The following is a 19,996-nucleotide window of genomic DNA, read 5'->3' as shown; positions in this document are numbered from 1 at the left end:
TTCAGTTGGCAAAGGCAATTGATTAACAGGAATATTTGAACAGACACCAGGCTTTTGAAGTGTTAATTCCAAGCCGCGACTGGAGGTTTACAGTTACAGGCCACCTTTTGACATTTCTGATATTATACTCAATCCCTAAAAGAAAACGATGGATTTACAGGCATTTTTCGAACCTATCCCTTCCGAAATTCTACAAGAAGAATATGGGCACAATGCATTTTTTCACCACATTCATTGTCATGATGAAACATTTCCTGACCTTGAAGGCATTCAAATCGCTATCATAGGCATTGAAGAATACAGGGGCACCGGGGATGATGCTTTGAATAATTCATTGGCTAGCAGCTCTGCCATTCGCAAAAAATTATATTCCCTCAAAAAGGGGCAAGGAAATTACAGTCTCGCAGATTTAGGGAATATCAAACTCGGTGAAAATTTACAAGAAACCCGCTCTCTGATAAGTTCCATTGGTGAATTAATGATAAAAACGCAGGTTTTGCCAATCTTTATCGGGGGAAGTCATGACTTAGATGTAGGACAGTTCAAGGCCTACCAACACATGAAAAAACTTGTCAGCTTACTTACAGTTGATGCTAAAATGGACATGGAAGATGCTGGCAATCCTCAGGACATGCACTCTCAAGAGGTGGTTTTACATGAGCCCAATTATATGTTTAACTATTGCCATCTTGCCTACCAAAGTTTTTTGACTGATCCAGAATTGGTGACTACCTTAGAGAAGCTTTACTTTGACCATATCCGATTGGGTCAGTTAAGGGATAATTTTAAAGAAACAGAACCCCTGATTCGAAATGCAGATTTATTAAGCTTTGACATTTGCTCCATCAACTCCTCGGATGCCCCCGGAGCCATTGGAGCACAGCCTTTTGGCTTAAGTGCAGAAGAAGCCTGCCAAATATGCTGGTTTGCGGGAACCAATGAAAAGTTAAGTTCCATTGGAATCTATGGATACCATGTGGATTTGGACGACCCAAGACAGAAAACCGCCGCAATCATAGCCACCATGATTTGGTATTTTATCGAAGGGTTTCACCAGAGAAAAGACAGCCTATCATTTAAAAGTAGTGACTATATCAAATACACGGTTTCCTTAGATTCCAAGCCATCCATCTTGCATTTTTATAAAAGCAAACTAAGTGGAAAATGGTGGTTGGAAATCCCAAGGAACAAAGGAGAAAAATTCAATCGAGATACCATTATTCCTTGTAGCTATCAGGATTATCAAACTGCCCAAAAAGGTGAAATACCTGAGCGCTGGGTCAATGCCCAATTAAAACTTTATTAATATTACATGCATATACCCTAGGTAGTCCTATATTTGCAAGAGAATAAGCATATGATTTCTATTTCTAAAAATCAACTGGCCTTAAGAAACGGACAGGACAAACCTGACATATGGATTGCTTACAAAGGCAAAATATATGATGTAGGGAATTCCAGACTGTGGAAAAATGGCAAACATTATGAACATTGGGCAGGGCAAGACCTAACAGAGGAACTGGAAGATGCCCCACATAATGAAAATGTATTTGATAAATTTGAACCAATTGGCTATTTAATATAAATGATTCTGATCGCAGACAGTGGCTCTAGCAAAACGGACTGGAGAGTAATCACACATGATAATAAAGTTCATCAAACAAGAACGGTAGGGTTCAACCCCTATTACCAGACCAAAGAGGATATGGAACTAGGGCTTCAAACCCCTGACCTCCTATCGTGGAAAGACATTATTCGCGAGGTTTATTTTTATGGATCCGGTTGCACATCTGAGACCAATAAAGAAACTGTAAAAAATGCCATCAACAGCATTTACAAAGATGCCAAGGTATATGTGGACCATGACCTTATGGCCTCCGCTAGGGCTACCTGTGGTCATGAAGCAGGAATTGCCTGCATATTAGGAACTGGTTCAAATAGTGGTGACTATGATGGAGACAAAATAACTGACAGCAGGCCCTCCCCGGTTACCTATTAGGAGATGAAGGTGGAGGAACTTATATTGGAAAGCACTTCCTACAAGATTTTATTTACGATGACATGCCGACTGTTATCAGGGAAGCTTTTATTGACAAATACCACCTTTCCATTATTGATATTCAAGACAATGTTTATAAAAGGCCATTTCCCAATCGCTTTATGGCAAGCTTTTGTGAATTTATAGCCCAACATAAGGCTGACCCATATTGTTATGGACTGTTCTACAATGGTTTCAAAGATTTCTTCTCAAGGCATGTCATGAGGTACAAAGATTATCAAAGCAAACCTGTTAATTTTGTCGGATCTATTGCCTATTATAACAATGATGTCCTAAGACAAATTGGACACGACCTTAACATACAAATTAATACTATCCTCGAAACTCCAATAGCCGGATTAACACTCTACCATCAGAAAAAAATATGAGAACCACAGAAAGCGCCTCTTATTACAATCACCTTGAAAAAATGTCGGTCAACGAACTATTGACCAATATGAACAAAGAAGATCAGACGGTACCACATGCAGTCAATAAGGCTATTCCTCAAATTCAAAAATTGGTGGAAGCCATAGTTCCGAGGATGGAAAAAGGTGGTCGTTTATTTTATATTGGAGCAGGCACAAGTGGCCGACTAGGAATCCTTGATGCTTCAGAGTGCCCGCCAACTTATGGTGTACCTCATGATTTGGTAATTGGCATTATAGCCGGAGGTGATACAGCTATAAGAAAAGCTGTGGAAAATGCTGAAGATGATCCTGAGCAAGCTTGGGCAGACATTCAGGCATTTGATTTCAACGCTCAAGATACCGTTATCGGTATAGCCGCATCCGGCACAACTCCTTATGTAATAGGTGGAGTAAAAAATGCAATGAAGGAAGGTTTACTAACAGGCTGCATAACATGCAATGAAGGCAGCCCATTGGCCAAAGAAGTGGCCATGCCGATAGAGATCGTGGTAGGTCCTGAGTTTGTCACTGGAAGTACTAGAATGAAATCCGGGACTGCTCAAAAACTTGCCCTTAACATGATATCTACCAGTGTGATGATTAAACTTGGAAAGGTAAAAGGCAATAAAATGGTGGACATGCAGCTGTCCAACAAAAAATTGGTTCAAAGAGGGGCATTGATGATCATGGAAGCCACAGGACTTGAAGAAGAAGAAGCTTTAGCAATGCTTAAAGAACATGGTTCAGTAAGAAATGCAGTTGAAGCCTTTGAAAAAAGAGTTTAATCAATTAAGGTCAGGTGTAACTTTCATCAATCTTTCTGGCATCGGAAATATATTCCTTGTATTTGCTATTTGCATCTAGCTTACATATCAATAATACATCTTCACTGTCACTAATAAGGTAATCTTTAAGCCCTTGAACCACAACCAGTTTTCTGGGAGGCACACTGATGAAGCAATTACTGGTTTCGTATAGCATTGCTTGGCCTTTAACTGAATTGTTCTCTTGGTCTTTTTCACTGACTTCATATAAATTCTGCCAGGATCCAAGGTCCGTCCAGCCAAACTCTCCCAGCACTACAAACACTTCATTCGATTTTTCAAAAATCCCATTATCAATGGAAATATTTCTAATAAAACTATAAGCTTTTATTAGAAATTCAGCCTCTTTGTCTGTACAAAAATAAACTTCGCCTTCTTCAAATACTTCAGCCATATCAGGTAGGTATTTACCGAAGGCCTGAATGATGCTTTCGTTTTTCCAAACAAAAGTCCCGGTATTCCATACAAAATCTCCGCTTTCGATAAAGGTAATGGCCAAATCTAAATCGGGTTTTTCAGAAAATGTTTTGACTTTTTTACTGGTTGTCCGGTTTCAGGAAAAACTGGATGTAACCAAAATCTGTATCCGGCCTATTGGGCTTTATTCCAATCGTTATCAGCTTTCCCAAGGATGAGGCACCTTCCATGGCCTTATCTATGGCTTCAAAAAACAGCTTTTCATTAAAGATCAATTGATCGGAAGGGCTAATTAAAACTTTAGCATTTGGATTAAGCTTTTGAATTTTATAGCTCGCTAAGGCTATAGATGCAGCTGTATTTCGTTGCATAGGCTCTACCAGGATTTGCCCTTCGGGAATATCCGGTAATTGATCTTTTACCAAAGTGAAGTATTCTTTATTGGTAACAATAATGAATTGATAGTTTTCAAAATGGTTGACATATCGGTCGTAAGTCATTTGCAACAAGGTGCGACCCGTTCCCAATAGATCTAAAAATTGTTTGGGCCTTTGGCGCCTACTAGAAGGCCAAAAATTAATACCCAAACCACCAGCCAAAATCACAATGTACCTGTCCTCTTTCTTCATTTCTATACGATACCTTCCTTCATCAAATCATGAATATGAACAAACCCAACCAAAGATGAGTTGTCCTTCACCACTAGCTGTGTTATGTTAAAAGTTCTCATTACCTCTACTGCTTTTACTGCAAAATCATCCAATAATATGGTCTTTGGATTTTTGGTCATTATATCTCCGGCCTTGATTTCAGACACTTCAAAATTATTTTGAAGCATTCTCCTCAAATCTCCATCAGTAATGATACCCCTTAGGTTTTGGGCTGCATCCACTACGGCTGTTGCCCCCAATCTCTTGCTACTTATTTCCAAGACAACCTCCTTAAGGGATGCGCTCTCCTCTACCATTGGCAACAAGCTAGCATCTATTACATCTTTTACCTTTAGGTAAAGTTGCTTACCTAATGTGCCACCCGGGTGAAACCGAGCAAAGGATTCCGCTGTGAAACCTCGAGCAGTTAGTAAGCAAATTGCCAAAGCATCGCCCATCGCCATTTGAACGGTAGTGCTTGTAGTTGGCGCCAAATTATTGGGACATGCTTCCTCCTCTATCCCAGTAAACAATACATAATCAGAATGCTTGGCCAAATAGCTGTCTTTATTGCCCACTAGTCCGATTAACTTGCTTCCCAGTGTTTTAAGCATGGGAACCAATAGTTTGATTTCAGGGGTATTTCCACTTTTGGAAATACAAATTACAAAATCTTCTTTTTTAATCATACCCAAATCCCCATGAATTGCATCTGCTGCATGCATAAATAAAGAAGGAGTACCTGTAGAATTCAGCGTTGCCACAATTTTATTTGAAACGATAGCACTTTTACCTATTCCTGTAATAACTACCCTACCTTTGCTCTTTAAAACATCCTTAACACAAGTCTCAAATTCATCACCAATCTCAGGTATTAAATTTAATAGTGCATTGGCTTCGTTTTGAAACACATTTATTGCCGTGGTTCTAATATTTTTTAGTAAATTCAATTTTACAGCTGTTAATTGTTAGATTTGTATAAAGGTAATAAAGTTTTGCCTTAAACATTAATAATTGACAGGGAGTAACTCATTAAACTATTAATGTAGTGGATAGCGCAGTTAAAGATAATTTAAAAAAAATATTTGGTTTCAATCAGTTTAGAGGGAACCAACAGTTGATAGTGGACAATATTCTCAAAGGCAACAATACCTTTGTAATAATGCCAACCGGTGCAGGAAAGTCACTTTGTTATCAATTGCCTGCTGTTTCAAATAAGGGAACAGCCATAGTCATTTCTCCATTGATAGCCTTAATGAAAAATCAGGTGGATCAATTGAATAGTTTTGGCATCAATGCTCATTTTCTGAATTCAACCCTTAGCAAGACCGAATCAAATCGGGTTAAAGGTGAAGTAAGTGCAGGACTAACCAAACTACTGTATGTAGCCCCTGAATCCCTGACCAAAGAAGAAAATGTCAAATTCTTAAAAAGTGCAGACATCAGCTTTGTGGCCATTGATGAAGCCCATTGTATCTCGGAATGGGGACATGATTTTAGGCCGGAATACAGGAAGATAAAGTCAATCATTGCTCAAATTGGAGACAACCTTCCGGTGATTGCTTTAACAGCCACTGCCACCCCCAAAGTCCAGCAAGACATTCAGCGAAATCTGCAGATGGAAGAGGCGGATCTTTTTAAATCCTCTTTTAACAGAACCAACCTTTATTATGAGGTAAGGCCTAAGGTTAAAAGTGAGACGAAAAAAGAAATCATTAAATACATAAAGTCTCAAAAGGGGAAATCAGGGATTATCTATTGCTTGAGCAGAAAAAAGGTTACTGAAATAGCCGAACTGTTAAAAGTAAATGGAATCAATGCCGCACCCTATCATGCCGGACTAGATGGTCATGTAAGGGTGAAAAATCAAGATGACTTCCTAAATGAGGAAGTAGATGTGATTGTAGCCACAATTGCATTTGGAATGGGAATTGACAAACCTGATGTCAGGTACGTGATTCATTATGATGTTCCAAAATCATTGGAAGGCTATTATCAAGAAACCGGGCGTTCCGGTAGAGATGGGCTTGAAGGCCATTGTTTGATGTTTTACAGGTATGAAGACATCATTAAACTAGAAAAGTTCAACAAGGACAAACCCGTAAACGAAAGAGAAAATGCAAGGGTTTTGCTACAAGAAATGGCAGCCTACGCTGAGAGCTCTGTATGTAGAAGAAGGTTTTTGTTGCATTATTTTGGAGAAACCCTTTCCAAGGATTGCGGTTTTTGTGACAATTGTAAGAAAACAAAGGAAACCTTTGAAGGAAAAGAAGACATTATTAAAGTCATCAATGCCGTTAAAGACACCAACCAACGGTTTAGTATGGACCATATCGTTAGCCTTTTAAAAGGAGAGAAAAACGATTATATTTTAAGCTATGGCCATGACAAATTACCTTCCTTTGGCATTGGCAAAGACAAGGATGAAACCCACTGGAAGACAGTATTGAGGCAGTCTATGATTTTTGGTTTGTTAGAAAAAGACATAGAGAACTATGGCATTATCTTACTTTCCGAAAAAAGCGAGGATTTTCTAAAAAATCCATACTCTGTAGTGATTAGTAAAAACCACAATTTTGATGAAATGGCTGAAAATGTCTCCTCAGAAGAAATGAGTAATGTAGGCAAGGCTTATGATGAAAAGCTTTATGAGTTATTAAAACTAGAACGGAAAAAGGTAGCAAAAGCTAAAAATTTACCTCCATATGTGATTTTTCAAGACCCTTCTCTGGAGGAAATGGCAACAGTTTACCCCACAACCAGGGAGGAATTGGCTCAAATAAATGGAGTTGGCACAGGGAAAGTTACTAAATTTGGAAGGTCCTTTATCCGACTTATTGAAAAATATGTAGAAGAAAATGAAATCATTACCGCTTCCGATGTGGTCGTTAAAACATCCGGGACAAGGTCCAAGGTGAAAATCACCATTATCCAACAGATAGACAGGAAAATTGATCTTGATGAAATCGCCATGAACCTGAACATCAGCATGGGTGAATTATTACATGAGATTGAGCAAATCATCTACAGCGGAACTAAATTAAATATCAATTATTATATAGAAAACATCATGGATGATGAAAGAGAAGACATCCTTCATGATTATTTTATGACGGCGGAATCGGACCATATTAAGGATGCCATGGCAGAGCTCGAAGAAGATGACTTTGCTGAAGAAGAAGTACGGGTATACCGAATTAAATTTATTTCAGATCACGCCAATTAAAAAAAGAAAATACCAAATGAACATATTGCTTATAGGGAGCGGTGGCAGAGAGAATGCCTTTGCATGGAAAATTAAACAAAGTGAAAAATGCGAAAATTTATGGATAGCACCAGGTAATGCCGGTTCTTCGGCCTTCGGACATAATGTATCCATAGGAGTAAATGATTTTGAGGCCATTAAAGACTTTTGTATTGAAAAGAAGGTTGACCTACTGGTGGTGGGACCAGAGGAGCCTTTGGTTAAAGGCTTAAGGGATTATATGGCTGAAGTTCCTGAAGTTAAGGATATTCCTATTGTAGGTCCGGGAAAATCAGGAGCAAGACTTGAAGGAAGCAAAGATTTCTCTAAAAATTTCATGTTATCCCATGACATTCCTACAGCTTCTTACGCTACTTTCACCCCTTCCACCTTACAGGATGGCATTGAATATCTGAAAAAACAAACCCTTCCCATCGTACTTAAAGCAGATGGACTTGCTGCCGGAAAAGGTGTATTGATTTGCAGCAGTTATGAAGAGGCGGAGGAAAGCTTAAGGGACATGTTAATTGGCCAAAAATTTGGAGAAGCCTCCACTAGGGTCGTTATAGAAACTTTCCTTACCGGAATAGAACTCTCTGTCTTTGTTGCCACAGATGGTGAAAGCTACAAAATACTTCCTGAGGCCAAAGACTATAAAAGGATTGGAGAAGGCGACACAGGCCCCAACACCGGAGGCATGGGAGCCATCAGTCCTGTACCATTTGCGGACAGTGAATTCATGACCAAGGTGGAAGAAAGAATTGTCAAGCCAACCATTTCAGGCCTTAAGAAAGATGGAATAGATTTCAGAGGATTCCTATTCATTGGTTTAATGAATATGGAAGGAGAACCATATGTCATTGAATACAATGTTAGAATGGGAGATCCTGAAACCCAAGCAGTGCTTCCAAGAATAGAAAGCGATTTTCTGGAATTATTAAATGCTACTGCCAACAAAACCCTAAAAGATTATAACCTTAGTATTGCGCCAACTACGGCAGCAACTGTCGTGATGGTGGCAGGAGGATATCCGGAAGCCTACGAAAAAGGTAAGGTAATCTCAGGGCTTGAAAAGAAAAACATTAAAAACGCCATTACCTTTCACGCAGGAACCAAAACCAATACCAGTGAGCAGATTACCACGAATGGTGGTCGAGTTTTAGGTATTACCGGTTTGGGAGACACCGTGGAAAAGGCGATTGAGAATGCTTACAATAGAGTAAGCGAAATCACATGGGAAAAAGCTAATTACCGAAAAGACATAGGACAAGACATCCTCAAATTAGGTAATTAATCCCCATATTCACGAGGAGGAAACTCCCTAAAATATATATATAATATGTCAGGATGCGCAAACTGCAGTACCGACGCTACTGCTGTTGGTGGCTGCCAAAACAATGGCAGTTGTGGCACCAGCGATTGTAATAAAATGAATGCTTTCGATTGGTTATCCCATATGGGAATACCGGAAGTAGACAAATTTGATATTGTAGAAGTAAAATTTAAAGGAGGCAGAAAAGATTATTATAGGAATTCAGGACACCTTCAACTCACCACAGGTGACCCTGTGGTGGTGGATGTACCAAACGGCCACCATATTGGCTATGTTTCCTTGCAAGGAGAGCTGGTTAGGCTCCAAATGCAAAAAAGAAAAATCAAAAACGATGACAATATCTTAAGCATCTACCGGATAGCTACCCCAAAGGATCTTGAGAAATGGCAAGAGGCAAAAAACAGAGAAGTACCTACCATATACAGAGGAAAGCAGATAATCGATGAAATAAAGCTTTCCATGAAGCTGTCTGATGTTGAGTACCAAGCAGACAATTCCAAAGCCACCTTTTACTACTCCGCAGATGACCGGGTTGATTTCCGTGAACTGATAAAGCTTCTGGCATCAGAGTTTAAAATCAGGGTGGAAATGAGGCAAATTAGCCTTAGGCAGGAGGCCGGAAGGCTAGGTGGTGTAGGCGTATGCGGAAGAGAACTTTGTTGCTCAACCTGGATTCATGATTTCAAGAGTGTCACAACTTCTGCTGCCAGGTACCAAAATCTTTCCTTGAACCCCAGTAAACTATCGGGCCAGTGTGGGCGGTTAAAATGTTGCCTAAACTTTGAGCTGGAAAGTTATATGAGTGCCTTGGAAGACATTCCCAATATAGAAAAACCCTTACTAACACAAGCCGGAAAAGCCAAACTTCAAAAGACAGACATCTTTCGCAGATTGATGTGGTTTAGTTACAATGATGACAACAATTGGCATTCAATTGATTGTGACAGGGTGAAAGTCATAATTGAGCAAAATGCAAAAGGAATTACGCCCTTTAGTCTTCAACAAGACCAGGCCTTTGATGGGGAAATTGACACCAATAAAACCAATCAAGACCTTGAATTATTGGATAAAAAATTTGCTAATTCAAGACCCAAAAAGAAAAGGAAAAATAGATCCAGAAAATCAAATCCTCAAAATAAAGGACAGGAAACCCCTCAGAAAAGACAAAATAAACCTGAAGATAAACCTCAAAATCACAAAAACAAAAGACCACCTAAACGGTCAAACAATCCTCAAAATGCGCAAGGGAAAAACGGAGCTCCTCCAAAAGAAACCGATCCAAAAGCGCCAAAAAATCAAGGGAATAGTAGAAATAAAAGACGGAAACCCAATCGAAACAAAGGCCCTAGAGGTGGAGAAAACAGAAATAAGCCTGATGAAAAATAATAATATATTTGCCATTGCTTTGCTAGCTTTCATTTTATGGGCAAGTGTAGCTTGCAACAATGGCCGTATATATGAATCTTATCAAGATCTTGAAGAATATGAATGGGTGGTGACGGACACCATTTCTTTCCAAATGGACTCACAAGAGACAAACCTTGGGACTCGCTCTATTTTGAGCGTGCGGTATGACGATAAATATGAATACAACAATCTCTATGTTCGCTATTTCCTAAAGGATAGTTCGCGTAAAATCCTTTCAGACACTCTTCTCAACATACAATTGTTTGATCCCAAAACCGGAAAACCCCTTGGTCAGGGCTATGGAAATAGAAGGATAATGTATGACACCCTTCCCGGTAATATGGTTCCGGCAAAATCAACTTATCATTTTGTACAATACATGCGGAAGGACACCCTCTCCGGAATCGAATCTGTCGGTTTGAAAATTAACGCAAACAATTGATCCAAGGCATAACACATAGGTAATGATTGTGAGCAAATCATAGTTTTAAGCCCGTACACAAAAATTCGGGGGTTCCTATAAATTTCTAAAAGCTCCTACCCTTCACCAGACTGGCTTTTTACCTGGGCCAGTTTGGTTTGTAACAAGTCTTCTTTATCTAGCCAATATTGGCGACTAAATAAAAAAACGATGTTCCAGTTTCTAGAAGACAACAGTCGAGGGTGATATACGAAGGCCTCTTTGGCCGTTTGTGAGGAGAAAAACCGCTGATCATCAGTTAGAATAGCCGCCACAGCTTTACCATTTTCATTGACCTCCAAATCCATCACTGCAGAATAGGGGTTTTCAACAATCTCATGACTCCCATAATTACCTATCAACCGGTCTCTGAAAGACCAATTTCTGTCATACCCTAGCGCATCAGGTCTCAATGCCATGGTTGCAGTCCCTTGCTGCACCTTATCTACAAACACTAAGTACTCCTTTAATAACCTGATACCGGCATTTTTCAAATGCCGGTCTTTAAAATCAGACATCTTCAAACTAGAAATAAGAACATTTCGCTTTTTAGCTCTTGTAATGGCTACATTTAACCTATTTTCACCGCCCTTTCTTGAAAGGAGACCAAAATTAGCCGTGAATTTTCCTTCCGGATTTCTAGCATATCCTACAGAGAAAATCACCTGATCAAACTCATCCCCTTGAACATTTTCAATGTTTTTTACCCGAATCTTTTCATCTTGAGACAATATTTCATCTTCTTCTATCAAACTGGAAATTAGCATCATTTGATGATAATTGAAGGTAATGATACCAATGCTATCTGAAGGGTAGATTGCCCGAGCACTTTGTAACTGAGCCATTACCTCTTCAGCCTCCTGAATATTGGTTTGGTCTTTCCATTCTCCTTCCACTTTGATCAATTTCAATCCATGATCACCACTATTCAAAACCTTTCTGTCAGGCAACATGTTTAACTTCCCATTATAGAAATTTCTATTGGAAAAATCTATTAAGGGTAAAGTGGCACTTCTATAATGGGTCTGTAGATGATAGGTGGGGAAATACTGAGCTGCCATCTCCAACAAGGCATCAATTTCCACTTCCATTGTTTCCTCTTCCTCAGCCTGTAGCCTGGTTTGATACAGGTCATAGGGTTGAAGCTGCTGCCGATCTCCTGCAATAACCACTTGCTTCCCTCTCAACATCAAAGGCAAGCCCCTTTCAAAATAACACTGGCTGGCTTCATCAAAAATTACCAAATCAAAGAATTGTGTCAAAGGAAATAACGCAGATGCTGTCTCTGGAGATGCTAGCCAACAAGGAATCAGTCTAAATATTTCATCTTTATAGTGAGCAATTAATTTCTTCACAGACCAAATTTGTCGCTTTTTCCCTACCTGATGCCCCAGTTCTCTGTAGGAAATAAGGTTGTTTAGCCGATTGTATTCCAAATTGGAACAAACCCCTTCCCTTAACCTCATCTCAATAATAAAACGTGCGATTTTTAATTTCTCTTCAACAGAATTCTCAAAATCAGTAATGTTTGACTTGACTTGGGGACCATAGATTTCTTTTAAGACCGGGTATTTGGCCTCTAAGTGGCTGATCCAACTCACTTTCAAACTGGATAAAAAACTTCTTTCAGAGAATCATAATTTCGATCGGGAAATTCATCAATTAATTTCTCTATTACTTTTTTCTCTTCCTCCGACATGATGTGCCTTAGCTTGTCGAAACGGCTCAACTCATCTACATCTTTGTCAAGATTTGACTGGATTTCCCTTAGCCCTTTTTCATCCTCTGCACTCAAGAGGTGTTTGATTTGAATTTCGGTGAGGTATTCACGCCATGTAGAAAAATGATTCTCCACCCAATCATTAATTACACTTACCCCCTCCAGCAAATGCTGAAAATGATTGAAAGTAAATTGGGGTTTATAAAAATAAGAAGCCAGTACCCCAAGTTCGTTCATGATAAACCTGGCAGCCAACGCTTTAACGTGCAAAGTCGACACCTCTTCAAAAGCCTCAATGGTAAAAGGTTTTTCGGGAAGTTTTATCCAAGATTTCTGTTTCAATAAAGCGTATTGATGATTAAGATTCATCCTGTTTTCAAGCCTTTGTACCAAGATGGAAAGGTCATCTTTGCTATTTTGCAAACCATTTTTCTCAAGTAATGATTTGATAACAGAATATTTCTTTTGATTAAAATTCATGGATATTTTACCATACCATGAATCCAACTGCTTCAAAGCATCTAAAGCCAGGGCTAAGGTAGCTTCCACGTCTTGATCACTTATCCCCCATTCCACCCCTTCATTCATCAGTAATTTTCTGATCATGTCTACCTTATTCTCTAACCACAAGCGATCAAGCGTTCCTGCCTCATGCGCCATAAGAGCCTTGAACTTCTCATACACCTGTGGATCGCTAATGGCCAAGCTCAAAGCATCCACCCTTTCCTTTTGCTGGAAAGACTGGTAAATTAGCCCATATTCAAAGGTATCCGCCAGCATGGAATTCAAGTCGTTTTTGGCAGTAATTTTCACCAAGAACAGCTCTTCAAAGGTAGCTTTCACACCTCTTATAGCTTCATGCCCCTTGTCTGAAAAATTAACCCTATGCAACCAAAATGAAGAGGCTACTTGAAATTTTCTATAGTAATATTGGTATTGCTCAAAATCATTTAAAAACTCATCTAAATCATCTAACCGGAAATTTCTGTAGAATTGGGTCATATCAATTCCCTCACTTCCATAATCTGAAGTTAGGTATAGCTCTTTGACTGGGGCACCACAATCGTTCGTATCATACAAAGCCTCCTTGTAGGCATCAAAAAAATCTGAATACCTTTCTATATTGGTGCACATCTGGCTGAAGTTCCTTTCTAATTGTATGGCATCAATAGAATTATTTAAGGACTGATAGTTTTCAAGTGAACTTATTTGATGGTTTATTTTTTTATAAAGCTCTTTTCGGTCCCCTCGATAGTCGTGAACCAAAGCAGTAAAATTTGCCATACCCTGTGAAGCTATTCGCTGATATACCACATCAAGAGCCGCTCGTTTCTGGGAAACCACCAAAACTTTTTGCCCCTGGAGGCAAAATCAGCCATCATATTACAAATGAGCTGAGACTTCCCTGTACCCGGTGGCCCTTGGACCACACAAGAGTTTCCCGACTTGATAAAATTGATGACAGCTTCTTGGCTTGCATCAATTGGGAATGTATTGTACAAGTTGTTTTCTGTGGTAGGGTGTGGGTTTTCGGAATTATTAGCGAAAAAATCAGAAAAAAGGGCCTCAAGGTTTTCCTGATCAGCTTGGTCAATCAATTGTTCATAATCATCCATCAGAAAAGAACTCTTTTGAGAAAACTGACCCAAAATGGCGTATGGCTTTAATTTCAGCAATCCAACTTCAAGGGATTCTTCAAAAACTCCCTGTTATTATCCGGGAAAAATTCCAATTGATCCTGATAAATTTCTCGGCTAAAATTTAATTCTACCTGGTTTTTGAGTAGCTGATAAAGATCTGCTCTAAATCCCATGGCATCCTTATGAAAATCTTCAAGGGAGGTCTCCAACCACTCTGCATCAAAAGGCTTACCAACTGCCTGGCTATAGGCCAGTAAAAAGGAAGGGTTTAAAAATGGCAACTCCCCTACACTTTTTCTTAGATACCAGGTTTTGTCATCTAAAACAAGCTCCACCGGAAAGAAAACCAATGGACAACGCGTCAGTTGGCCATTTAGTAGCTTGCCTTCAACAAACGGCCAACCCACAAATAAACTTTTTTCGCCGGTTTCTTCAATGGTAAAATTAACTTGCTGCTTCAGCCGTTTTAAGCGTACAGAAAGCTGGTTGACATTTTTATCCCTACTGTCAAGTACCTGAATCAAAGGGATATTTCTTTTCCTCCCTAGTAATTCAGATATGTAGAAAAAAGATGCATGGTTATTTAAAAAATGAAAATCCTTCAAATCAATCATTTGGCTGGAAATGATTTTGGGAAGGAATATGGAACGGTTATTAGAAGAGAGATCTACTAACCTATTCAAATAAACCCGAAGTACATCTTTTAGTTTTGACATTATTTAAAGGGTGAGTCTTTTTCCTTGGCCATATGGTTGTAAACTATTTTATCCATTATTCCGGGAATCCATTTGTTCAAAAAACTGCCAATTTCCCTTGGCGAGTTAGCACAAGGTCTCTTTTCTTTTTCCGCAGAGCATTCAGCATGGATTCAGCCACTTCTTCTGCCGACATCATCTTATCTTCCGCTCTAGGCGATTCACTTTGACTACTCCCATCTCCCAATAGGGCATTGTTTCTAATATTAGAGGCGGTAAACCCCGGGCAAACTACCAAAACATGTACGCCTAACTTCATCACTTCCGTCCTCAAAGACTCAAAGAAGCCATTCATCGCATATTTACTGGCTGTATAAGCAGTTCTCGCAGGGGTTCCTCTAAAACCATTGATTGAAGAAACGCCAATAATGGCTCCCTTATTTTTAAGAATTTCATCCATGCAGTATTTGGTAGCATACACCGTACCCCAAAAATTAATATCCATTACCTGATGAAAGACTTCCAAGTCTAAGTCCTTGAACAAGGCCCGCATACTTATGCCCGCATTGTTAATCAATATATCTATTTTCCCATAATGTTGAACAACATCTAGAGCCATTTTTTCATTATCCACGGCCTTAGCTGCATCACAAACGCCACCTCCACACTCAACTCCTTCCTTTTGAAGCAGGAGCAATGTTTCATCTAATTTAACTCGGCTTCTACCTGTAATCCAAATTTTAGCCCCGGCTTTACCAAAAATAAGGGCACAAGCTTGCCCAATTCCTGAGGTGGCCCCAGTAACAACAACCACTTTATTCTTTATTTCCATATTTTTTTAACCAAGATACAATTCCGTCCTAAACAAAAAATAAGAGATTCCATTTTTTGCCCAAAATAGTCATTTTAGGTTTGAGCCAAAAAAGGACCCCCTTATATGTAATATTACATTGTTTTCACAGATTATTAAAAAAATTGACCCGTCAATTTTTAAGAAATTGGTAAAGGAAAAGAAAATCGATAAGGGCTGAAAGTGCTGTTGCTATGACTATTGGTATGGCACCAATTTTTAATGCGGATGCTAGTTGTTATCAAAGAATGAAATGTTGTGAAGGTGTGATGACAGTTTACAATTGTGATCCTGATTACTACACCAGTGAAAGTTGCAGTGCAGCTTATGAACAATGTTATCTTTGTGATTGTTAATTTAATTAAATGGCGTTCTAGTTAATTAGGACGCCATTTCTTCATAAAGATAATATTTTCGTCTCATCTAATGGTAGGTTTACCACCTAATGGTTTTATCAGGACAGTCTTTTTTTTAAGTTTTAACTATCACGTTTAAAATTTATTTGTTTAATCCTCTGATAAAAAATCATTTAAATATTTCTCAAAATCCTCAGGAAACATGGGGTTGTTTTTCTTTTTTGGCCTATCAATTATTTTGTCGTCTTTAATTGCGAAAATAAAATAATAATAGGGACGAGTTCCAAGGCCTTTAATTTCATTTGATTCTAGAAATTTGCTTTCAGGATCGTAAAATACTGGCCAATATAACTCTCTTTGTTTTAACCTTTCCTTTATTTTAGTAGAGTCTTTTTTATCAATGTAAAATAGAAAAGCTATTTCCGGAAATTTTTCAATTGCCTCAGCCCATTTAATAAAGGTTGCAGAGGAACCATTTGAGTAAACAACGATTTTATATTTATAATCATACCACTTTTCATCAAATTCTATTGAATCATTTAGTGAAAAGGTTTTCAAACCTTTGGGGTAAGTGATTTTATCCGAATTATTTGAACACGAAGTGCTTAAGATCACTATTGCTATTATTGTCCATATAATATTTTTCATGAAATTTTTATTTCGGGTATCGTTTTTTTAAGCCTTTTTATTTTTAAGTAGACCTACTTTAATAATATTGATTAACCAACAGCAAAAAAATTAATGGATTGAATTCTGTTAAAATATAGTTTGAAAATTGCACCTAATTATTTCCTAACAGCGTTAACTACTAAGCTATAAGTTATAAAATTAATCTGATAAATCAAAAATTACTTAGGACAGCATTGACCAAGATATATAAAAGTTTGAAACCAAGAAGAACAATGTTCAGCCCTTTGACCGAAAATGATTAATTTTGCGAGCTATGTCAAGAAAAATGAAGAATAAGGTCCTCGAGCAGTTAAAAATCGAAAGAATAGCTGCCGAGGGAAAATGTGTAGGACACCATGAAGGCAAGGTGGTCTTTGTAGCTAATGTTGCCCCGGGTGATGTGGTAGATGTCAGGGTTACGAAAGGACGCAGTAGCTTTCTGGAAGCTGAGGCAATAAAAATTCATGAATACTCTTCTGATAGGGTCAGTCCATTTTGTAGCCATTTTGGTGTTTGTGGGGGCTGTAAGTGGCAACACATCTCCTATGAACTACAGATGACATATAAAAGACAACAGGTCATCGACCAGTTTGAAAGGATTGCCAAAGTACCCTTACCACAAGTAATGCCAATAATTGGCTCTGAAAAAACCCAATATTATAGAAATAAGCTAGATTTCACTTTTTCTAACAATCGATGGCTTACCCGTGAAGAAATTGACTCGGGAGAAAGTTTCGAAAGAAATGCCTTGGGTTTTCACGTTCCTAAAAGGTTTGACAAGATAATTGATATTGATCACTGTTACCTGCAAGGCAATATTTCCAACGATGTTAGAAATGAATTGGGTGCATTTGCCTTAAAAGAAGGCTTAGGTTATTATGACATTATCAATCAAACAGGCCTACTGCGCAACTTAATTATCAGAACCACCCTGGACGGGCAGTCGATGGTTATTGTTCAATTTGGGGCAGATGACCAAGAAGGTATTGATAAAACAATGGAGTTCTTACACCAACGTTTTCCTGAAATCACGGCCTTGATGTACATCATCAACCTTAAGAAAAATGAAACTTTTCAAGATTTGGAGGTCCATACTTATGCCGGTAAGGACTATATTGAAGAGACCATGGAAGGATTAAAGTTTAAAATTGGCCCTAAATCTTTTTACCAAACCAATTCATCTCAGGCATACGAGCTATATAAAGTCGCAAGAGAATTTGCCGATCTAAGTGGCAATGAAGTCGTATATGACTTGTATACAGGCACAGGAACCATTGCAAATTTCGTGGCAAAGGATGCAAAACAAGTTATTGGCATTGAATATGTGGAACCAGCCATTGTAGATGCAAAGGAAAATGCCATCCGTAATAACATAGACAACACCTTGTTTTACGCCGGAGACATGAAAGATGTATTGGACGACACATTTGTCTCCAACCATCAAAAAGCAGATGTCATCATTACTGACCCCCCGAGGGCCGGTATGCATGAAGATGTTGTAAACATGCTTTTAAAATTGGAAGCCGAAAAAATAGTATATGTAAGTTGTAATCCGGCTACTCAAGCAAGGGATGTTGCCTTACTGGCTGAAAAATACGATGTGATCAAAATTCAGCCGGTAGACATGTTTCCCCAAACCTACCACGTTGAAAATGTAGTTTTACTTAAAATAAAAGAGCAAGAATGATCAGCAATGAAAATGACCCGGAATTGAATGGAAAATACTTGGGCACTATCAGCAGTGATTTTGTAAAAATAAGTGAAACACTTAAAGAAGCTGCCTACCAAGTAAGAAAAAGGAAATTCTCAGAATATCCAATTTTCCCTATTAGCAAAGAGGAACAACCCATTGGGCAAATGTTTCTCAGTAACAAAGAAAAACCATTGGATTGGAATTATTACATCACCTATTTGGATGAATTCATTCAGCGAAAATTAATAAAGGAAGATGGAATAGAACAGTTTAAGGCGGCCTACAAAGACCCGGATGAATTCTGTTGTCTTTTTGTAGTGGATGCTGAATTTACTAAGTTTTTATACATTCCTTATCCCGAAGAATAAGGAATGTATAAAAAACCAACTCAAGGCAGGGATTAAAAATGTACCCAGCCTTGGGCTTTTAATTCAACCGCAGTACCACTTTTTGTAACAAGGTATTTGCCACTGTCTTTTTCAGTAACATGCCCAATAAAATGGATATCAGGATGCTTCTCCAGTTTTTTAAAATCATCTTGATTGATAGTAAAGAGCAACTCATAATCTTCACCACCATTTAACACACAGGTAATTGGGTCTAGGTTTAGCTCCACAGCTGTGTCAAATGTCTGCTTGTCTATGGGCAATTTATCCTCATAAATGGCTACACCAACATCAGATGCCTTACAAATATGAAACAATTCTGAAGCCAACCCATCAGAAACATCAATCATACTGGTAGGCACCAAGCCCATCTCTTTAAATTCATGAATGATATCCATTCTGGCATCCGGTTTCAATTGTCTTCCGGTGATATATGGATATTTTTCCAAATCCGGTTGCATATTAGGATTGGATAAAAACACTTGTTTTTCACGTTCCAGTATCTGAAGCCCAATAAATGCCGCACCCAAGTCACCAGTAGCACAAATGATATCATTGACTTTAGCTCCTGACCTGTAGCTGATGGCAGACTTCTTTACTTCTCCAATGGCAGTAATACTGATAACCAAACCGGCTCTGGACGAAGTGGTATCTCCACCTACAATATCTACATTGTAATGCGTCGCTGCTAATTTAATCCCCTCATACAATTCTTTTACAGCTTCTACCGAAAATCGGCTGGAAAGCCCAATGCCAACAGTCACTTGTGTAGGAATGGCGTTCATGGCAGCCACATCACTTACATTTACAGCCACAGCCTTAAATCCAAGATGTTTTAATGGAGTAAACGATAGGTCAAAATGAACTCCCTCTAAAAGTAAATCAGTCGTCACCACACGAAGATCATCCCCTTCACCAATTACAGCGGCATCATCTCCAATACCTTTAATAGAACTGGAATGATTGGTTTTGATATCTTCACTTATCATATCAATAAGCCCAAACTCTCCAAGATTTGAAATTTCAGTCCTTTTTTCCTTATCCATAGTATTTATTATCTGCTATTTTCCCATTCATATACGGGCAATCCATTTCAAATACAAAAGTACAACATATTTGTGAGTTGGCCATTTCGTTGATAGGCATTCTTGAAGGCTGAAAATTACACCCACTTACCTTAAACTCAATTATTTCATAACATAGA

The 19,996-nt window shown here is 38.6% G+C and carries 20 protein-coding genes and 1 pseudogene; 11 read left to right on the top strand and 10 right to left on the bottom strand.

Features of this window, described 5'->3' with window-relative positions:
- Positions 1-148: 148 nt before the first annotated feature.
- The 5 genes from WG932_RS27130 to murQ all read left to right on the top strand — a co-directional run bounded on the left by WG932_RS27130 (position 149) and on the right by murQ (position 3,233).
- Positions 149-1,306, top strand: a complete 1,158-nt coding sequence (locus WG932_RS27130; protein WP_014020830.1) for a formimidoylglutamase — start codon at positions 149-151, stop codon at positions 1,304-1,306.
- A 51-nt stretch (positions 1,307-1,357) separates the two neighbouring features.
- Complete coding sequence (locus tag WG932_RS27125) at positions 1,358-1,585, top strand: cytochrome b5 domain-containing protein (RefSeq protein WP_014020829.1); 228 nt, start codon at positions 1,358-1,360, stop codon at positions 1,583-1,585.
- Positions 1,586-1,999, top strand: coding sequence for a hypothetical protein (locus WG932_RS27120; RefSeq protein ID WP_483085994.1), 414 nt, complete (start codon positions 1,586-1,588; stop codon positions 1,997-1,999). It begins immediately after the preceding gene.
- A 62-nt stretch (positions 2,000-2,061) separates the two neighbouring features.
- Complete coding sequence (locus WG932_RS27115; protein ID WP_483085993.1) at positions 2,062-2,427, top strand: hypothetical protein; 366 nt, start codon at positions 2,062-2,064, stop codon at positions 2,425-2,427.
- Positions 2,424-3,233, top strand: coding sequence for an N-acetylmuramic acid 6-phosphate etherase (gene murQ / locus WG932_RS27110; RefSeq protein ID WP_014020827.1), 810 nt, complete (start codon positions 2,424-2,426; stop codon positions 3,231-3,233). The genes WG932_RS27115 and murQ overlap by 4 nt, the downstream gene beginning before the upstream one ends.
- A gap of 10 nt (positions 3,234-3,243) precedes the next feature.
- Here the strand turns inward: murQ and WG932_RS27105 are convergent, their stop codons facing one another.
- From WG932_RS27105 to WG932_RS27095, 3 genes are read right to left on the bottom strand one after another with little or no spacing between them, the layout of a single operon-like run.
- Positions 3,244-3,771: a hypothetical protein gene (locus WG932_RS27105; RefSeq protein WP_483085992.1), complete on the bottom strand. Its 528-nt coding sequence runs from the start codon at positions 3,769-3,771 to the stop codon at positions 3,244-3,246.
- A gap of 37 nt (positions 3,772-3,808) precedes the next feature.
- Positions 3,809-4,318, bottom strand: coding sequence for a sugar phosphate nucleotidyltransferase (locus WG932_RS27100; protein ID WP_483085991.1), 510 nt, complete (start codon positions 4,316-4,318; stop codon positions 3,809-3,811).
- Between the two features lie 2 nt (positions 4,319-4,320).
- On the bottom strand, positions 4,321-5,289 hold the full coding sequence (locus WG932_RS27095) for a KpsF/GutQ family sugar-phosphate isomerase (RefSeq protein ID WP_483085990.1): 969 nt from the start codon (positions 5,287-5,289) through the stop codon (positions 4,321-4,323).
- A 98-nt stretch (positions 5,290-5,387) separates the two neighbouring features.
- On the opposite strand from WG932_RS27095, the gene recQ reads away from it, so the two are divergent.
- Genes recQ through WG932_RS27075 form a run of 4 tightly spaced genes read left to right on the top strand, consistent with a single transcriptional unit; the run spans position 5,388 to position 10,765 of the window.
- Entirely contained in the window at positions 5,388-7,565 is a 2,178-nt protein-coding gene (gene recQ, locus WG932_RS27090) for a DNA helicase RecQ (RefSeq protein ID WP_014020824.1), read from the top strand.
- A 16-nt stretch (positions 7,566-7,581) separates the two neighbouring features.
- The gene (gene purD, locus WG932_RS27085) at positions 7,582-8,877 is read left to right on the top strand and encodes a phosphoribosylamine--glycine ligase (RefSeq protein WP_149394496.1); all 1,296 of its coding nucleotides are present in this window, start codon (positions 7,582-7,584) and stop codon (positions 8,875-8,877) included.
- A gap of 45 nt (positions 8,878-8,922) precedes the next feature.
- Positions 8,923-10,302, top strand: a complete 1,380-nt coding sequence (locus WG932_RS27080) for a PSP1 domain-containing protein (RefSeq protein ID WP_483085989.1) — start codon at positions 8,923-8,925, stop codon at positions 10,300-10,302.
- Positions 10,292-10,765 carry a gliding motility lipoprotein GldH gene (locus tag WG932_RS27075; RefSeq protein ID WP_483085988.1) on the top strand — a complete coding sequence of 158 codons (474 nt, stop codon included), beginning with the start codon at positions 10,292-10,294 and terminating at the stop codon, positions 10,763-10,765. The genes WG932_RS27080 and WG932_RS27075 overlap by 11 nt, the downstream gene beginning before the upstream one ends.
- Positions 10,766-10,860: 95 nt before the next feature.
- On the opposite strand, the gene WG932_RS27070 is transcribed toward WG932_RS27075, so the two are convergent.
- The 6 genes and pseudogenes from WG932_RS27070 to WG932_RS27045 all read right to left on the bottom strand — a co-directional run bounded on the left by WG932_RS27070 (position 10,861) and on the right by WG932_RS27045 (position 16,692).
- Positions 10,861-12,384 (bottom strand): DEAD/DEAH box helicase, encoded by a 1,524-nt coding sequence (locus WG932_RS27070; protein ID WP_483085987.1) that lies wholly within the window; start codon positions 12,382-12,384, stop codon positions 10,861-10,863.
- A 2-nt stretch (positions 12,385-12,386) separates the two neighbouring features.
- The gene (locus tag WG932_RS27065; protein WP_483085986.1) at positions 12,387-13,787 is read right to left on the bottom strand and encodes a hypothetical protein; all 1,401 of its coding nucleotides are present in this window, start codon (positions 13,785-13,787) and stop codon (positions 12,387-12,389) included.
- Positions 13,788-13,798: 11 nt separating this feature from the next.
- On the bottom strand, positions 13,799-14,119 hold the full coding sequence (locus WG932_RS27060) for an AAA family ATPase (protein WP_483085985.1): 321 nt from the start codon (positions 14,117-14,119) through the stop codon (positions 13,799-13,801).
- Between the two features lie 53 nt (positions 14,120-14,172).
- On the bottom strand, positions 14,173-14,859 hold the full coding sequence (locus WG932_RS27055) for a DUF4011 domain-containing protein (protein WP_483085984.1): 687 nt from the start codon (positions 14,857-14,859) through the stop codon (positions 14,173-14,175).
- Positions 14,859-15,670: pseudogene (locus WG932_RS27050) on the bottom strand (SDR family oxidoreductase). The gene WG932_RS27055 and the pseudogene WG932_RS27050 overlap by 1 nt, the downstream one beginning before the upstream one ends.
- A gap of 524 nt (positions 15,671-16,194) precedes the next feature.
- Positions 16,195-16,692: a TlpA family protein disulfide reductase gene (locus WG932_RS27045; protein ID WP_483085983.1), complete on the bottom strand. Its 498-nt coding sequence runs from the start codon at positions 16,690-16,692 to the stop codon at positions 16,195-16,197.
- A gap of 295 nt (positions 16,693-16,987) precedes the next feature.
- Between WG932_RS27045 and rlmD the strand changes: the two genes are divergently transcribed.
- Together rlmD and WG932_RS27035 are read left to right on the top strand one after the other, a co-directional pair.
- Positions 16,988-18,400, top strand: coding sequence for a 23S rRNA (uracil(1939)-C(5))-methyltransferase RlmD (gene rlmD, locus WG932_RS27040; protein ID WP_483085982.1), 1,413 nt, complete (start codon positions 16,988-16,990; stop codon positions 18,398-18,400).
- The gene (locus tag WG932_RS27035; RefSeq protein ID WP_483085981.1) at positions 18,397-18,774 is read left to right on the top strand and encodes a hypothetical protein; all 378 of its coding nucleotides are present in this window, start codon (positions 18,397-18,399) and stop codon (positions 18,772-18,774) included. Before rlmD ends, WG932_RS27035 begins: the two co-directional genes overlap by 4 nt.
- Before the next feature lie 32 nt (positions 18,775-18,806).
- Here the strand turns inward: WG932_RS27035 and thiL are convergent, their stop codons facing one another.
- Complete coding sequence (gene thiL / locus WG932_RS27030; RefSeq protein WP_014020813.1) at positions 18,807-19,838, bottom strand: thiamine-phosphate kinase; 1,032 nt, start codon at positions 19,836-19,838, stop codon at positions 18,807-18,809.
- Positions 19,839-19,996: the final 158 nt, after the last annotated feature.

Source organism: Cyclobacterium sp. SOCE241, from assembly GCF_056867545.1.
Note: the sequence above shows the minus strand (reverse complement) of the source record. Positions and strands in the feature narration are given on the sequence as shown.

Bases quoted from the DNA above. Each gene is read 5' to 3' on its own strand.
- WG932_RS27130 (WP_014020830.1), top strand. From the start codon at position 149: ATGGATTTACAGGCATTTTTCGAACCTATCCCTTCCGAAATTCTACAA.
- WG932_RS27125 (WP_014020829.1), top strand. From the start codon at position 1,358: ATGATTTCTATTTCTAAAAATCAACTGGCCTTAAGAAACGGACAGGAC.
- WG932_RS27120 (WP_483085994.1), top strand. From the start codon at position 1,586: ATGATTCTGATCGCAGACAGTGGCTCTAGCAAAACGGACTGGAGAGTA.
- WG932_RS27115 (WP_483085993.1), top strand. From the start codon at position 2,062: ATGCCGACTGTTATCAGGGAAGCTTTTATTGACAAATACCACCTTTCC.
- murQ (WP_014020827.1), top strand. From the start codon at position 2,424: ATGAGAACCACAGAAAGCGCCTCTTATTACAATCACCTTGAAAAAATG.
- WG932_RS27100 (WP_483085991.1), bottom strand. From the start codon at position 4,318: ATGAAGAAAGAGGACAGGTACATTGTGATTTTGGCTGGTGGTTTGGGT.
- purD (WP_149394496.1), top strand. From the start codon at position 7,582: ATGAACATATTGCTTATAGGGAGCGGTGGCAGAGAGAATGCCTTTGCA.
- WG932_RS27080 (WP_483085989.1), top strand. From the start codon at position 8,923: ATGTCAGGATGCGCAAACTGCAGTACCGACGCTACTGCTGTTGGTGGC.
- WG932_RS27075 (WP_483085988.1), top strand. From the start codon at position 10,292: ATGAAAAATAATAATATATTTGCCATTGCTTTGCTAGCTTTCATTTTA.
- WG932_RS27065 (WP_483085986.1), bottom strand. From the start codon at position 13,787: ATGGCAAATTTTACTGCTTTGGTTCACGACTATCGAGGGGACCGAAAA.
- WG932_RS27060 (WP_483085985.1), bottom strand. From the start codon at position 14,119: ATGGATGATTATGAACAATTGATTGACCAAGCTGATCAGGAAAACCTT.
- WG932_RS27055 (WP_483085984.1), bottom strand. From the start codon at position 14,859: ATGTCAAAACTAAAAGATGTACTTCGGGTTTATTTGAATAGGTTAGTA.
- WG932_RS27045 (WP_483085983.1), bottom strand. From the start codon at position 16,692: ATGAAAAATATTATATGGACAATAATAGCAATAGTGATCTTAAGCACT.
- rlmD (WP_483085982.1), top strand. From the start codon at position 16,988: ATGTCAAGAAAAATGAAGAATAAGGTCCTCGAGCAGTTAAAAATCGAA.
- WG932_RS27035 (WP_483085981.1), top strand. From the start codon at position 18,397: ATGATCAGCAATGAAAATGACCCGGAATTGAATGGAAAATACTTGGGC.
- thiL (WP_014020813.1), bottom strand. From the start codon at position 19,838: ATGGATAAGGAAAAAAGGACTGAAATTTCAAATCTTGGAGAGTTTGGG.